Origin of the sequence: Rhodoferax sp. (assembly GCF_028688795.1) — a bacterium.
Taxonomy (GTDB): domain Bacteria; phylum Pseudomonadota; class Gammaproteobacteria; order Burkholderiales; family Burkholderiaceae_C; genus Rhodoferax.
Genome location: NZ_JAQTXM010000024.1, coordinates 42337 through 58035 on the forward strand (window position 1 = coordinate 42337; position 15699 = coordinate 58035).

Sequence of the window (15699 nt, forward strand, 5' to 3'; positions counted from 1 at the left end):
TAAAAGAAGCCGCTCTCGCCGTGTCTAGCCCTGTCTTGCCTGGGTCAAGTCGCTCGCTGTACCGTGATTTGCTGGCGCAGGCAAGCGCTGGCAGTGCGGCCATGTTGTCGCGTGCGCTGGCGCAGGCGCGTCAGTCGATGCGCGACGAGGCCACACGCGCGCAGGGTTTGCTGGCGCGCGACCATCTGGCGCTGAGTGTCAAGCTGCTGGACGCGCACGCGTCACAGTTGTGCATGCGGTACCCCCAAGCGCTTGACGACGCTTTTCGCCGCCATGATGCGCCTGAGTCCCGCCTTGGCGTGGTCGCCACCCAGGGCTTGCGGCTGGATCAACTTGAGTTGATGGATGAATCCCAGGTGCACGAGCGAGTCGAGACGGCCCGGGCTATCCAGCACATGCTGTTGATCTCCGAAAGTGCGCTGACAGAGTTCAACACCTATGTGTGTGCGTTGCAGGGACACAAACAGGTCACTGCGTCACGCAATCCCCTGCGGCCGGATGCCTATGTGGCAGCGCTGCAAGAGGTGATGGATGAGATAGGTTTGCCGTTACGGGTGCGTACTGCCTGGGTGCAGCATGTGTCAGGCGCACTGGGTGCTGCACTCAATGCCGAATATGCCAGTTGGGTAGCGCAACTGCGGGGGCAGGGTGTGCAACCGGCCGTGTTTTCGGTGCGTCGCACAGCCGAGACATCTACGCCCCAGCATGTGACGGCTAGCCGCGGCGCACGTGCGCCCTGGAGTCCGCAACATCGCCAGACGGTGCTGACGCTTGACCGATTGCGTCGTTTGATGGCGGGCGAACTGGCGGCTGAGCCGTGCGATCCCAAGGAGGCGTTTGCGCGCCAGTTTGCCCAGGAGTTTGAGGTGTCCAGCGATCAGCCGCCTGTGGATACCGGCTTTGAGGCGACCGTGCCGGCCGCCCTTGAAGCGCTGCAAGACATGCAGCAGGTGGATCATCTGGTGAGCCGCATGGCGCAGCGCCCGGGTTTTACTCTGGCGCCAAAGGGTGTACCCAACGCGGAATTGCCGGTGCGCGAGCAACTCATGCGTCAAGCTCAGGCTCAGGGCATGGCCCAAGTCTTGAGCCTGGAGGTGGTGGCCCTGATGGTGGACAACCTGGTGCAAGACAGCCGTTTGTTGCTGCCCATCCGGGACCTGATCTCACGCCTGGAGCCCGCCTTGCTGCGCCTGGTGTTGGTGGATGCGCGCTTTTTCAGTGACCGGCAGCATCCCGCACGGCGTTTGTTGCAAGAGATTGCACAAAAGGGTTTGGCTTTTGGCTCGGTTGATGATGCCCATTTCAACGTGTTTCTGGTGGCGTTGCAGCGCTTTGTCAGTCCGCTGGCGTCCATGCAAATTGACAGCGCTGAGCCGTTTGAATTGGCGCTCAAGAGTTTGACAACTGAGTGGAGCCAAGCAGCAGCACGTACCGATGTTTCCAGCCAAATGGACACCGCAGTGGCTGCGCTTGAGTTTGCCGAGTCGCGAAATCTGCTGGCTGACAAAATGGTCGCTGGCATGCAGTCGATGGCAGAGTTGCAGCAGGTTCCCCAGAGTTTGCTGGATTTTTTGTTTGGCCCCTGGGCGCAGGTCATGGCCTGTGCCCAGCTCAATGACCAGTCGCATGCCGACGATCCGGGGGGCTACAAGGCGCTGGTTCACACCTTGCTGTGGAGCGCTCAGCCAGAACTCACCCGCAAGAACATCGACAAGCTCACCAGGCTGGTGCCGCGGCTGTTGCCCACCTTGCGCGCGGGCCTGCGTCTGATTGACTATCCCGCAACCAAGACCAGCGTGTTTTTTGATGTGCTGATGCAACTGCACCAGCAAGCCTTTCGGCCTGTGCAAGCCAAGCCTGCGACGCAAGAGCGGCCTGATTTGGCGGCAAGCCTGCTGGGTGATCAGGCGCACTGGGTAGCGCCGGCAGAAGCCAAGGCCTCAGGTTTCATGGACCTGCCCGACGATTTTGCTGGCCCGCAAGAGCCGGTAGCGGTTGAGAAATCTGCTGCTTTGCTTGAAATGGCGGCACCGGGGTACGGTGAACTGGGTGCCTTGTCGGTCGGGACTTGGATCGAACTTCTGACCAACGACATCTGGAGCCGCACGCAACTGTCGTGGATCAGCCCACAACGCACCATGTACCTGTTTACCAGCGTTCAGGGTAAAACCCAGTCGATGACGCAGCGCATGCTGGAGCGCTTGCACGGCAGCGGAAGGCTGCGCGTGTTGTCAGAGCAGTCCATGGTGGACGGCGCGCTCGATGCGGTGGTGCAAACCGCCATGCTCAACAGCCTCGACCTCAGGGTTGTTTGAGTCTTTGTTGTGCCAGGTGGATGTGATTGCGCAGGGCGTACAACTCGTCGGCGTAAGACAGCGGTACCGTGATTTTCTGCACCCGCGTCTCCAGCCTGGCGAGTTCATTCAAGAGTGACTCAATGGGCTCGGTGCTTTGGCTGGCGCGCGCTTCAATGTCGCGCAGCTGGCCATACCAGCGAAACACCCGTGAGCGAATTCTGAATTGGTACAGCGGCGGCACGATGCGGCTCAAGGGCAGCAGCACCGCCAAAATCACGCCAAAGGCAAGCCACATGCGCTCGATCAGGTTGGCGTAGGCAAACGGCAGGTAGCGCTGCAGCAGCGGGATGCCGTTGCTGATGACCCGTTGCGCCTCGTCTGACACTTTAAATTCTGTGTGCGACGCATTGGGGAACTCACGCGTGCGGCTAAACCAGCCGGCCTGCCCATGCAGGGTCAAGGCGGCCTGGGAGAAAAGTTGCAGCAGGGCCGGGTGCACACCCGGGCGCGCCAGCAGCGTGGTGGTGGTGGCCACCAGCTTGATGTCCTGCGCCGGAATGTCACTGGCCAGATCGACCACACCGCGGGGAAGCGTGACCGAGGTCAGGTATGAAAAGCGCCTCGAATAGGCTTCGCTCTGGGAAAAGTTCATCAGTCGCACACCTGGTGTTTGCAGCAGCATCTGCACCATCGGTGACTCTGGGGCCGAGGCAAACAGCAGGGCGTCAAGCTCACCGTCAAGGAATGCCACGGTGGCCGGGGTCTGCGACAGATGCGCCAGGTGCAGGGATGCTGGCTCCATGCGGTTAAGTTCAAACAAATGGTCCATCAGGCGCGGCACGCCACTGCCGGTGGTGCCAACATTCACGCGCAGGTGACGCACATCGGTCAATGCCTTGAGCGGTTTGTCGCTGCGGTAAAAAAGCCACAAGGGTTCCACGAACAAACTGCCCAGTGACATCAGTTCAGGCGAATTCTGGGTGGTGGTTTGGGTTGTGGCTTGCGCGTTGCCACCTTGGACAAAACCCAGATCGACCTTGCCCTCGGTGAGCCACTGCAGGTTTTGCGCTGCACCCTCAGAGGGCAACAGTTTGACCTCAATGCCAAAAGCTTTGAGCGCGGTGGTGTAGCGCTTGCCAAACTCGTCGTAGGCACTCTGCGCCGGACCGGTGGCCAAGGTGACCTGCTTGGGCGGGGTCGGGTCAAGCCACACATAGGCCAGGAGTAGCAGGCCGGCCGCCAGCGCCAGCAAGGGCCCGGCGGACACGAGCAGTTCACGCAGCGAAAGCAGTGTGTCGCGCAGCGGCTGACGCATGTCGGGCTGTCCGGTTTTGGTGTCAGCCTGCCAGGGCGGCCTTGACGGCTTGTGACACCTGTGCCATGTCGGCCTTGCCGGCCAATTGAGCCTTGACGGCGCCCATGACCTTGCCCATGTCGCCCGGGCCTGTGGCACCGAGGCTGGTGACAATGGCTTGCACGGCGGCGGTGACCTCGTCGGCGCTCAGGCGTTGCGGCAGGTAGGCTTCAAGCACCTTGATCTCGGCGCTTTCCTTGTCGGCCAGGTCCATGCGCTGGGCCAGCGTGAAAGCGGCAACCGAGTCTTTGCGCTGCTTGATGAGCTTGTCCACGATGGCAATCATGGCGGCATCGTCAAGCACCACGCGCTCATCGACCTCTTTTTGTTTGGCTGCAGCCAGCAGCAGGCGGATGGTGCCCAGGCGCTCGCTGTCTTTGGCGCGCATGGCGGTCTTCATGTCTTCGGTGACTTGGTCTTTCAATGTCATTTTTTACTCCTATGAATGTTTTTGGGCAAAAAAAAGCCCGCCTGAGCGTCCCCGGCGAGCATTTTTTGAGGCTGCAGAGCCTCGATCAGCTGAGGACAGAGCAAATTTGCTGCGCAAATATTGGTCTGTCCCGCAAGTGATCAGAACAGCTTCTTGGGCAACTGCATGGCGCGGATGCGCTTGTAGTTGCGCTTGACGGCGGCTGCCTTCTTGCGCTTGCGCTCAGCGGTGGGTTTTTCATAGAACTCACGGGCACGCAAGTCAGTCAGAAGACCGAGCTTTTCAATGGTGCGTTTGAAGCGGCGCAGAGCGACGTCGAAGGGTTCGTTTTCTTTTACACGGATCGTTGTCATTACGTAATGTTGTCCAGAATATGCAGACTTCTATCAAAGGGAGATCGAGCCATTTGACGAACATCATGCGATTTTTCCCCACTTTAAAGTTGATCAGGCAGTGGGGGTTTGCCAGCAAAGCCTCGGATTATAGCGATTAGCTTTGGCACTGTGATGCGTTTACCCACGTTTTTTCAACCAGGCCCATGATATGCGCCACCTGTTGGGCCATGGGGACGGGCACGGGCCTCTGGCCGTTCAGCACTTCTTGCGTCCAGCGGGCGGTGCTGTCGGCGTCCAGTGCAGGCAGGTCTGGCAGCTGGGCCAATGGGCCGGTTTGGGGCTCTTGCACCCGGGTGCATTGGCCCAGTTGAATGGCGTCCATGGCGGGAATGCGGCGTGGGTCGGCGACCGGTTCGCCCTCGGTGCCCCGCAGCAACAGCGCCGTGGCGTTCATCAATTTCAGGGTTTCCGTCATGGACACGGCGTATTCCGGGTGGGTGTAGCTGCCCACGATCACGGCCGGGCCGTCGCATGGGTTCATCAGCTTGACCAAGCTGTGGGCCGAGTTACGCAAGCCGACCACGCGGCGCACGTCCAGCAGGCGCGCCAGGCCTGGGCAGAGAAGTGCAGTGGGCACAAACCGGACCTCGCCAATTGCTATATCAGTAATAGCTGCTTGCGCTTGTATTCCAAGGGCTACAAGCACATTTTGTGTAGAAATACGGCTGTCTTCAGAGGCGCTGCCATGCACCATCACTGCCACGCCCTGACGCGCCAGCAACAGTGCAAGCAAAGGCGTGAGCACCGGCAACTTGCGTGCACCGTTGTAGCTGGGCAGCACCACCGTGGGGCAGCCGTTCGTGGGCACCGCGTGTAGCCGCGTCTGCGTGGCGTCCAGAAAGCCGGCCATTTCCTCAGGTGTTTCGCCCTTGATGCGCATGGCCAGGCAAAACGCGCCAACCTCCAGGTCGCAGGCTGTGCCGTCAAGCAATTGGCCAAACAAGTCGGCTGCCTGCGCACGGTCGAGGTGGCGCGCGCCGTCTTTGCCACGCCCGATGTCTTTGATGTATTTGCTGATGCTCATAGCGCCGGATTGTCCGTGATGGCTGCGGACATTTTTTAGCCGGACCTTTGTGCCTTTGAGCCTGCGAGGCAGCCGATCAGGCCAAGGCGGCGGTCGATGTGGCGTGTTGCCGCACCATGCGTTGCAGTTGGGGCACGCATGAGCCGCAGTTGGTGCCACATTTCAGGCTGCTTTGCAGCGAGGCCAGCCAAGCGTCAGGCGCGCCATTGCAGGCGCGCAGGTGCTCGGCGACAGCCACATCGGTCACGTTGAAGCAGGCGCACACCTGCTGGCCGCGCGACACCACTGGCACCGGCGGTGTGGCGCCTGGCACCAGCAGCGCCCGGCCATACGAGTGGGCCGGCAGGGCCTCTTTGAGCAGGGTGGTGATCCAGCTTTGCGCGCTGGTGTCGCCGGCTAGCAAAAAACCGTCGAGCGAGGTCTGTGAGTCGGTTTCCAAAAGTCGGGCCGCGCGGCGCTGGCCACGCTTGGGGTCTGAATAGCGCAGCACGTCCGGGCCTTGCAGGTGCATGAGCGCTTCGACTTGCACCAGCACGCTGGCCTCAGGCGCTACATGGCAGGCGGCCCGAAACAGCAGTCCGCTGCGTTCACCGCCATTGGAAAACGGCACACAGGTGGCAAAGTCAAATTGCGCCATCAAGTTTTGCAAGGCATGGCGGGCACTGAGCAGTTGAGACTCAGGCAGCCAGGCCACAGCCAACAGTTGCCATGGCATGTCAGCTTTCAGGATTTTGACGGCGGTGTGTTTGAACTCGGGCTGCTTCGAGTCAGGGCAAAACACGCCGCTGGTCAAGGCGTTGACACCGGCCAGTCGCTCACCCTGGGCGCTTTGGCCGCTGATGAATTCCTCGCCCCAGTGCATCGCCATGAAGGCTTGACTCGAACCGACCTCGTGGCTGGCCTGCACCTGCACCAGCAGTGAGCCACGTGGGCTGGTGAGGTGCACCAGATCGCCGTCCTTGAGTTGGCGCTGTTGCATGTCTTGTGGGTGCAGTTGCACATGGGGCTCGCTGACATGGCCAAACAAACGGCCCAGCGTGCCGGTGCGGCTCATGCCGTGCCACTGGTCGCGCAGGCGCCCGGTGGTTAGCGCAAACGGGTAGCGTGCGCTGCGTGGCTCGGCGACGGGTTGGTAGGCGGCGCTGATGAAATGGGCTTTGCCGTCAAAGCTGGGGAAGATGCCGTCTTCATAGAGCCTGACTTTGCCCTGGCTTTGGCCTTCGGGCAGGGGCCATTGCTGGGGAGAATGGTCCAGCTGGGCGTAGCTCAGGCCGGTGATGTCGAGGTCGCGGCCGCGGGTGGACTCGCGGTGTTCGTTCCAGATGGATTCTGGGTTTTTGTAGGGGAACAACGTGGTTGCACCGGTCATCGGGGTCAGAGCCATGGACTCGGGGTTTTGCCCAATTTGTGCTGTGTCAGTGGTTTTTGACGGCGATTCTGCCCCGCATTCGGGGCCGACCCCCATGGCTGGCGCTCGTTGTTGGGCAAGAAGAACTTCCAGCCGTCGGGCGAAATCGGTGGCAATTTGCCAGTCGTGGCGGGCAACCCCTGCGGCTGGCACGGCGGCGCGCACGCGGCTGATGCGGCGTTCGCTGTTGGTGACGGTGCCTTCCTTTTCACCCCAAGTGGTGGCAGGCAACAACAGATCAGCAAAGCGACAAGTGGCTGTGGTGGCAAAAGCCTCTTGCACCACCACGAATTCGGCGCGTTGCAGCGCCCGGCGCACCGTGGCTTGGTCTGGCATGCTTTGCGCGGGGTTGGTGCAGGCGATCCACAAGGCCTTGATTTCGCCGTCGGCAGCAGCTTGAAACATCTCCACCGCCGTTTTGCCGGGCCTGGAGGGCACCTCTGGCAGGCCCCAAAGTGCTGCCACTTCGGCGCGGTGCGTGGGGTTGCCCAAGTCACGGTGGCCGCTGAGCAAATTGGCCATGCCGCCCACTTCGCGCCCGCCCATGGCATTGGGCTGGCCGGTCAGTGAAAACGGCCCGGCGCCAGGCTTGCCGATTTGCCCGGTGGCCAGGTGCAGGTTGATCAGCGAGGTGTTTTTGGCGCTGCCGCTGCTGGACTGGTTCAGCCCCTGGCAGTACAGGCTGAGTGTGGGTGTGCGGCCGTGCGCAGCCAAGCCGGCAAACCATTGCGCGGCTTGGATCAGGGCCTCTTTGGAGATGCCGCAGACCCGCGCCACCACCTCAGGCGTGCAATCGCGCACCAGGGTTTTCAGTGCCTCAAAGCCGCTGGTATGGGCGGCTATATAGGCCTGATCCACCCAGCCTTCCCACAGCATCAGGTGCAACATGCCGTGGTGCAGCATCACATCGGTACCGGGCTGGATTTGTAAAAACAGGTCGGCTTGTGTCGAGGTGTCGGTGCGCCGGGTGTCTACCACCACCATCTTCATTGCCGGGTTGGCGCGGCGGGCATCTTCTATGCGCCTGAACAAAATGGGGTGTGCGTAGGCGGTGTTAGAGCCCGTGATGAACAGCGTGCCAGCGAGCCCGATGTCGTCATAACAGGCAGGTGGGGCGTCCATGCCCAGCGTTTGTTTGTAGCCGGCTACCGCGCTGCTCATGCACAGGCGCGAGTTCGAGTCGATGTTGTTGGTGCCAATCAGGCCCTTGGCGAGTTTGTTGAAGACGTAATAGTCTTCAGTGAGCAACTGGCCCGAGATGTAAAAGCCCACGGCGTCCGGCCCGTGTGTCGTGACGGTGCTGGCAAAACGCTGCGCTGCCATGTCCAGCGCGTTGTCCCAGTCCATGGGCTGGGTGGCCCCGCCGCGCTGCAGGCGTTGCAGGGGTTGCAACAGGCGTGTTTGCTGGGAGATGGTTTGGCTGGCGGTGAGGTGCAGGGTCGAGCCCTTGGTGCACAGCCGCCCGAAGTTGGCCGGGTGATCAGGGTCGCCACGCACACCCGTGATTTGATGGCCCTGTGACTCAATGATCACCCCACAACCGACGCCGCAATAGGGGCAGGTGGAACGTGTGTCAGTCATGGCTTGGGTCTTTCAGGTGCGAAGGTGAGTGGGGGATACCCAGGCTGTCACGTGCAGGCGCTGTGCTTGGCTGGCCCTGCCACTGGGCGCGTCTGCGCCGTGGCGTGGCTGGCGAGCTCAGTGCTGTCCAAATACACCTGACCAGCTTCCACCTTGACGGCAAATTTAGGCGTGCAGCCTTCATCGGGCGCCGCCGCCTGGCCGGTGCACAGGCCAATGTTCCAGTTGTGCAGCGGGCAGGCCACGCTGGTGCCAAACACGATGCCCTGGCTCAAGGGGCCGCCTTTGTGCGGGCAGCGGTCGAGCAGGGCAAACACCTCGTCTTTGTCATTGCGGAAGATGGCCACGTCCATGCCCTGGGCACGCGAGACGCGGCGAGAGCCCAGCACGGGGATGTCGTCGATGTGGCAAATGGCGGTCCATTGGTTCATTTTGCTATTCCTTTTGTAGCTTCTCGCGCTTGTTTCATATTGGTTAGAGGCATTAAATGCATGTATTTACCCCGTGGAATCGGTGTCAGCAGCACTCATGCACTCAAGGCCTCAAACTGGCGGGTGTCGACGCGGGCCTTGTCAAACTCAAACCATGGGTCGGGCTCTCCGTCCAGCGCAAACTGCAGGTTTTCCCACAGTTCGGCGCGCCCGGCAGCGTCTTCCACAATGCGTTTCTTGACATAGTCCAAGCCGACACGGTTGACGTAATGCACGGTGCGCTCCAAGTACCAGCCCTCGGTGCGGTACAGCTCGCAAAAGGCACCGGTGTACTCCAGCACTTCGGCCGCTGTTTTCACTTTGACCAGAAAGTGCGCCACCTCGGTCTTGATGCCACCGTTGCCAGCCACATACATCTCCCAGCCGCTGTCGACACCAATGATGCCGACGTCTTTGATGCCCGCCTCTGCGCAGTTGCGCGGGCAGCCGCTCACGGCAAATTTGACCTTGTGCGGCGCGTACATGCGCCACATGGCACGCTCCAGGTCTTTGCCCATCTGGGTGCTGTCTTGGGTGCCCATGCGGCACCACTCGCTGCCGACACAGGTTTTCACCGTGCGCAGCGCCTTGGCATAAGCGTGGCCGCTGGGCATGCCGATGTCTTTCCAGACGTTCACCAAGTCTTCCTTCTTCACGCCGAGCAAGTCAATGCGCTGGCCGCCGGTGACTTTGACGGTGGGAATCTTGTACTTGTCCACCACGTCCGCAATGCGCCGCAATTCGCTGGCCGTGGTCTCGCCACCCCACATGCGCGGGATCACGCTGTAGGTGCCGTCTTTCTGGATATTGGCGTGAGAGCGCTCGTTGATGAAGCGGCTTTGTGGGTCGTCTTTGGCCAGCTTGGGCCAGGTGCTGATCAGGTAATAGTTCACCGCTGGGCGGCAAGACGCACAGCCGTTGGGCGTCTTCCAGTCCATGAAGTGGTAGACCTCGGCCAGCGTGAGCAGCTTGTTGGCCTTGATGGCATCACGCACCGCCTGGTGGCCGTGGTCGGTACAGCCGCACATGGCTTTGGTCTTGGGCGTGGCCGAATAGTCAGCACCGGCGGTGAACATCAGTAGCTGTTCGACCAGCCCGGTGCACGAGCCGCACGATGCGCTGGCCTTGGTGTGTTTGCGCACCTCGTCCAGCGTGAACAGGCCTTTTTCCTTGATGACCTTGCAGATGGTGCCCTTGGTGACGCCGTTGCAGCCGCACACCTCATCGCTGTCTTTCATGGCCGCAGCCTTGTTCTGGCCCTGGTGACCGACATCACCAACATTGCTTTCGCCAAACATCAGCCGGTCGCGGATGTCGGCAATCGGGCGGCCATCGCGCAGCAGCTTGAAGTACCAGCTGCCGTCCACCGTGTCGCCATACAGGCAGGCGCCTACCAGTTTGTCGTCTTTGAGTACCAGCTTTTTGTAGACGCCGCCCTTGGGGTCGCTCATGACGATTTCATCGAACCCCTCGCCACCAGAAAAGTTGCCGGCGCTGAACAAATCGATGCCGGTGACCTTGAGCTTGGTTGACGTGAGCGAGCCCACATAACGCCCAATGCCAAATTGCGCCAGGTGGTTGGCCGCCACTTTTGCTTGCTCAAACAGCGGGGCCACCAAGCCATAGGCCGTGCCCCGGTGCGCCGCACATTCACCTACTGAATAGATGCGCGCATCGGTGGTGGTTTGCAGCGTGTCGTTGACCACAATGCCCTTGTCGCAATGCAGGCGCATGCTCATCGCCAGTTCTGTGTTGGGGCGAATACCGACAGCCATCACCACCAGATCGGCGGGCACCACGCTACCATCTTTGAAGCGCACAGCGCACACCCGGTCTGGGCTAGAGGCCAATTTGGCTTGTATATCCGGCACGCAATCGGCAGCTGTATCCACGAGGAGCCTGGGCGGCAGAGCGTTCTGCTCCGTGTCCCCCGCCCGCTGCGAGGGCTCCTCCTTGACCTGCGCAGAACGCTCTGCCACCCAAGCTCCAAGGTCCGCGGGCTTGAGCAACGCCTGGGTTTGCGCGCCCATCAAGAAGTTCAGACCGCGCGCCTCCAGTGACTTTTGCAGCAGCTTGCCCGCCACCTCATCGAGCTGGCGGTCCATCAGTGTTGGCATGACGTGCACCACGCTCACTGTCATGCCGCGCAGCATCAGGCCGTTGGCGGCCTCTAGCCCAAGCAGGCCGCCGCCAATGACCACAGCGTGTTTGTATTGCGTGGCGGCGTTGATCATGGCTTGGGTGTCGGCAATGTCGCGGTAAGCAATCACCCCGGCCAGGTCTTTGCCGGGAATGGGCAGCATGAACGGGTTGGAGCCGGTGCACAGCAGCAGACGGTCGTACTCGGCACTGAGGGTTTCACCGCTGGCGCTTTGGGCGTGCACCAGGCGTTTCACGCGGTCAACCGAGGTCACGCGCCAGCCCGCATGCAGGGTGATGTGGTTGTCGCTGTACCACTCAAACGGGTTCAGGATGATCTCGTCCACGGTCTGCTCCCCGGCGAGCACCGGGCTGAGCAAAATGCGGTTGTAGTTGGGGTGCGGCTCGGCGCCGAACACCGTGATGTCGTAAAGGTCGGGGGCGATTTTGATCAGCTCTTCCAGCGTGCGGACACCGGCCATGCCGTTGCCGACCATCACGAGTTTGAGTTTGGTTTTGGGTGCTACGCGCATGTCCATGGGGTTCTCCTGTAGGTCGATGTCGGGCTTGTCATGCAGCTTTTTCTACATGCCCTTGCCGGGTGTACAAAAAGTCGATCACGGCCTTGCGGTAGTGCAGGTACTGCGCGCTGTCAGCCAGGGCCACGCGTGAACGTGGGCGCGGCAGGTCGACCGCCAGCACCTCGCCAATGGTGGCACTCGGCCCGTTGGTCATCATCACGATCTTGTCTGACAGCAACACAGCTTCATCCACGTCGTGCGTCACCATTACTACCGTGCTGTGGGTGCGCGCCACGATCTCCAACAGCTCGTCTTGTAGCTTGGCGCGGGTGAGGGCGTCCAGGGCGCCGAAGGGCTCGTCCATCAGCAGCACTTTGGGCTCCATGGCCAGCGCACGGGCAATGCCCACACGCTGTTTCATGCCACCCGAAATTTCGCCGGGGCGCTTTTGCGCGGCGGGGGTCAGGCCCACCAGCGCCAGCGCTGCATCGGTGCGCGCCATCAGTTGCGCCTTGGTTTCCGACGCCGCGCCGGTGGAGCGGTTGGCCGCGCCAAACACGCGCTCCACACCCAGGTAGACGTTCTCAAAGCAGGTGAGCCACGGCAGCAGCGAGTGGTTTTGGAACACCACCGCGCGGTCTGGCCCAGGGCCGGCGATTTCGCGGTTGGCGCACAGCAGGTGGCCCTGGGTGGGTGTGGTCAGGCCGGCAATCAGGTTCAGCAAGGTGGATTTGCCGCAACCCGAATGGCCGATGAGTGCCACAAACTCACCCTTGGCCACCGTCAGGTTGATGCCTTGCAGCGCACAAAACGGGCCTTTTTTGGTTTTGAAGGTTTGCTCAACACCGACGATGTCGATGAACTTGGTGGTTTGGTTCTCGTTCATGACTTCACCTCTTCAAATGTGAACGCGGTGGCGATTTTGATCAGGGCATATTCCAGAATCAGCCCGACGATGCCAATCACGAAGATGGCGATGATGATGTTTTTGACGTTCAGGTTGTTCCACTCGTCCCACACCCAGAAGCCAATGCCGACGCCGCCAGTCAGCATCTCGGCCGCCACAATCACCAGCCAGGCGGTGCCCACGGCCAGGCGCACACCGGTCAGCATGTAGGGCAGCACCGAGGGAAACAATATCTTGGTGACGATCTTCCACTCGCTCAAATTCAACACCCGCGCCACGTTCATGTAGTCCTGCGGCACCCGTTGCACACCCACGGCGGTGTTGATGATCATGGGCCAGATGCTGCAAATAAAGATGGTCCAGATGGCGGCCGGGTCAGCGCCCTTGAACACCAGCAAGCCAATCGGCAGCCAGGCCAGCGGCGACACCGGGCGCAGCAAGCTGATCAGCGGGTTGAACATGCGGCTTAAGAATTCAAACCGCCCCACGGCAAACCCCACCGGGATGCCCACCACAGCCGCCAACCCAAAACCCACCGCCACGCGTTGCAACGAGGCCAGAATGTTCCAGCCCACGCCCTGGTCGTTGGGGCCGTTGCTGTAAAACGGGTCGCTGAAAATCACCACCGCCTGCTTGAAGGTCTCAAGAGGCGAGGGAATGCTGCTGGCGGTGCTGATGCTGACCAGCGCCCAGATGCCCACCAGCAGCCCAAAACCCAACACCGGTGGCAACACCGCCAGCCACAGGCCACGCCAGTCGTAGGCTTGTTTTTGTAAGCTTTTTGGGGCTGTAGCCACTGTGGAGCTTGCGTGAGTAGCTACTGACTTCATAGTATTTTGAGATGCTTTGGAGGCACTCGGGTCTGTTCCCGTGGCTTCCAGGGGCGAGTGAAAAACGGCGCTAACCATGGTGGTGCTCCTGAAGTGGGTGGGTGGATGGGTTACGCCTTGACCTTGAAGCCGTCGGCGTATTTCTTCGGGTCTTTGCCGTCCCACACCACGCCGTCCATCAGTTTGCTGGTGCGCATCACGTCTTTGGGCACCGGCGTTTTGCTGGCAGTGGCGGCTTGTTTGTAGATGTCGATCTGGTTGATCTGTTTGGCCACGGCCAGGTAGTCCGGGTGGTCTTTCAGCAAGCCCCAGCGTTTGTGCTGGGTCAGAAACCACATGCCGTCGCTCAGGTAGGGGAAGTTGACCGCGCCGTCGTTGAAGAACTTCATGTGGTTGGGGTCGTCCCAGGTCTTGCCCATGCCGTTTTGGTAGCGACCCAAAATGCGCTGGTTGATGGCGTCCACGCTGGTGTTTACATAGCTCTTGGAGGCAATCGTTTCGGCCATCTTGTTTTTGTTGGCCAAGCCGGAGTCAATCCACTTGCCGGCTTCCAATATGGCGGCGGTCACGGCGCGCGCCGTGTTGGGGTATTTCTTGACAAAGTCTGCGGTGGTGCCCAGGACCTTTTCAGGGTGGTCTTTCCACACATCCTGGCTGGTGGTGGCGGTCACACCAATGCCATCAATGATGGCGCGGTGGTTCCAGGGTTCGCCCACGCTGAAGCCGTCCATGTTGCCGACACGCATGTTGGCCACCATTTGCGGTGGTGGCACGGTGATAACCTTGGCATCTTTCATCGGGTTGATGCCGTTGGCCGCCATCCAGTAATACAGCCACATCGCGTGGGTGCCGGTAGGAAAGGTCTGGGCAAAGGTGTATTCGCGCTTCTCGGCGGCCATCAGTTTGGCCAGGCTGGCGCCATCCACGGCGCCCTTGTCAGCCAGTTTTTTGCTCAGGGTGATGGCCTGGCCATTGTTGTTGAGCGTCATCAGCACGGCCATGTCCTTCTTGGCCCCACCAACGCCCAGATGCACGCCGTAGATCAGGCCGTACAACACATGGGCAAAGTCAAGTTCGCCAGTGGTGAGCTTGTCGCGCACGCCAGCCCAACTGGCTTCCTTGGTGGGAATGATCTTGACACCGTATTTTTTGTCCAACCCAAGCTCGGCCGCCATCACCACGCTGGCGCAGTCGGTCAGGGGAATAAAGCCAATCTTGACTTCGGTTTTTTCTGGAGCGTCAGAGCCGCCGGCATACACCATCGAGCGCAGGGCAGGGCTGATGCCGATGGCGCCCACGGCAGCGGTTTGCAGCACGGCGCGGCGGCTGAAGCCTGGGTTGAGGAGGTCTGTCATGGCGAGTCCTTTGGATAAGTTTCAGAAAAAACAAACAAAAAAGGCGTCCTCACAAGGCTCAAAACGTGTGACACGTGTTGAGCCTGTGGGGACGCCTTTGTCCGGGTTTAACCTGGGCCACCCGCCGTTGGATGGCTTCAGTCAAGCGACCATTGCTGGTCTTGTTTGGTTATAAGCAATCTGTGTGCCAGATATTCGTAAGATTTAGTTGCTATAAATTTAATAGTGTTTTACGCAATATAGATAAGGACTACAGCTTGATTTGGCATAAATTATTTAACGCAGACAGAAGGCACTGAAATTGTGCGGTGCACCAATTCAGCTCGTTGGCCTAGCCCAGCAGCTCTGCCACATCAAGCATGCGCTGCGCCACGTCGGCCAGCTTCAGGCCTTTGTCCATGGCGGTTTTGCGCATCTTCTTGAAGGCATCGTCTTCACTCAAACCCTGGCGTTGCATCAGCAGGCCTTTGGCGCGGTCGATCAGCTTGCGGTCACGCAGCTCAGCACTGAGCTCGTCGCGCTCACTTGTGGTGCTGGCCAAGGTTTGCAAAAGCGCTTGTTCATGCTCAAAACGGGCCAGCGCCACGTCCAGAATCGGGCGGATGCGCTCGGGTGACAGGCCCGCCACGATGTAGGCTGACACGCCCGCGGCCACCGCCTGTTTCACGTGCCGGGTGTCGTCGTCGTTGGTGAACATGACGATCGGGCGGCGTGCGTCGCGTGTCGCCATCACCACATGTTCAAGGGCATCGCGTGCATCGCTTTCGGCGTCCACAATGATCAGGTCGGGCTGCAACTGGGCAATGCGCTCGGTCAGAAACACATCGGCAGGCAGGCTGGCCACCAGGTTGAAGCCGTTCTCTAGCAAGCCAATGCGCAAACTGCGCGAGCGCTCGGCCTGGGCAATGGCGTGTTCGTCGTCTGGGTCAACAACGTCCAGATCAGGAGCAACAACGACGATTCGCAAACGTGGGTTCATGGGGCTAAA

The 15699-nt window shown here is 60.6% G+C and carries 12 protein-coding genes; 1 reads left to right on the top strand and 11 read right to left on the bottom strand.

Translation table 11 applies throughout. The annotated features are described in order from the left end of the window. The first annotated feature begins 20 nt into the window (after positions 1–20). Positions 21–2315: a DUF1631 family protein gene (locus PHQ58_RS16720; protein ID WP_300112967.1), complete on the top strand. Its 2295-nt coding sequence runs from the start codon at positions 21–23 to the stop codon at positions 2313–2315. Here the strand turns inward: PHQ58_RS16720 and PHQ58_RS16725 are convergent. The 11 genes from PHQ58_RS16725 to PHQ58_RS16775 form a co-directional block, all read right to left on the bottom strand. Further along, a complete protein-coding gene (locus PHQ58_RS16725) occupies positions 2302–3612 on the bottom strand; it encodes a TAXI family TRAP transporter solute-binding subunit (RefSeq protein WP_300112970.1) in 1311 nt (436 codons plus the stop codon). The two genes, PHQ58_RS16720 and PHQ58_RS16725, sit on opposite strands and share 14 nt — an antisense overlap. Positions 3613–3634: 22 nt before the next feature. Next, a complete protein-coding gene (locus tag PHQ58_RS16730) occupies positions 3635–4081 on the bottom strand; it encodes a GatB/YqeY domain-containing protein (protein ID WP_300112973.1) in 447 nt (148 codons plus the stop codon). A gap of 140 nt (positions 4082–4221) precedes the next feature. Continuing rightward, the gene (gene rpsU, locus PHQ58_RS16735; protein ID WP_075586606.1) at positions 4222–4434 is read right to left on the bottom strand and encodes a 30S ribosomal protein S21; all 213 of its coding nucleotides are present in this window, start codon (positions 4432–4434) and stop codon (positions 4222–4224) included. A 136-nt stretch (positions 4435–4570) separates the two neighbouring features. Continuing rightward, positions 4571–5500 carry a DNA-binding protein YbiB gene (ybiB, locus tag PHQ58_RS16740; protein WP_300112976.1) on the bottom strand — a complete coding sequence of 310 codons (930 nt, stop codon included), beginning with the start codon at positions 5498–5500 and terminating at the stop codon, positions 4571–4573. A 76-nt stretch (positions 5501–5576) separates the two neighbouring features. Further along, the gene (locus tag PHQ58_RS16745) at positions 5577–8489 is read right to left on the bottom strand and encodes a nitrate reductase (RefSeq protein ID WP_300112979.1); all 2913 of its coding nucleotides are present in this window, start codon (positions 8487–8489) and stop codon (positions 5577–5579) included. 47 nt (positions 8490–8536) lie between these two features. Further along, positions 8537–8920, bottom strand: coding sequence for a nitrite reductase small subunit NirD (gene nirD, locus PHQ58_RS16750; protein ID WP_300112982.1), 384 nt, complete (start codon positions 8918–8920; stop codon positions 8537–8539). A 95-nt stretch (positions 8921–9015) separates the two neighbouring features. Further along, positions 9016–11637: a nitrite reductase large subunit NirB gene (gene nirB / locus PHQ58_RS16755; RefSeq protein ID WP_300112985.1), complete on the bottom strand. Its 2622-nt coding sequence runs from the start codon at positions 11635–11637 to the stop codon at positions 9016–9018. Positions 11638–11668: 31 nt separating this feature from the next. Further along, positions 11669–12505, bottom strand: a complete 837-nt coding sequence (locus PHQ58_RS16760) for an ABC transporter ATP-binding protein (RefSeq protein ID WP_300112988.1) — start codon at positions 12503–12505, stop codon at positions 11669–11671. Continuing rightward, on the bottom strand, positions 12502–13434 hold the full coding sequence (gene ntrB / locus PHQ58_RS16765; RefSeq protein WP_300112992.1) for a nitrate ABC transporter permease: 933 nt from the start codon (positions 13432–13434) through the stop codon (positions 12502–12504). Before ntrB ends, PHQ58_RS16760 begins: the two co-directional genes overlap by 4 nt. Positions 13435–13466: 32 nt before the next feature. Then, the gene (locus tag PHQ58_RS16770) at positions 13467–14711 is read right to left on the bottom strand and encodes a CmpA/NrtA family ABC transporter substrate-binding protein (RefSeq protein ID WP_300112995.1); all 1245 of its coding nucleotides are present in this window, start codon (positions 14709–14711) and stop codon (positions 13467–13469) included. 331 nt (positions 14712–15042) lie between these two features. Continuing rightward, positions 15043–15690: an ANTAR domain-containing response regulator gene (locus PHQ58_RS16775; RefSeq protein ID WP_300112998.1), complete on the bottom strand. Its 648-nt coding sequence runs from the start codon at positions 15688–15690 to the stop codon at positions 15043–15045. Positions 15691–15699 lie beyond the last annotated feature (9 nt).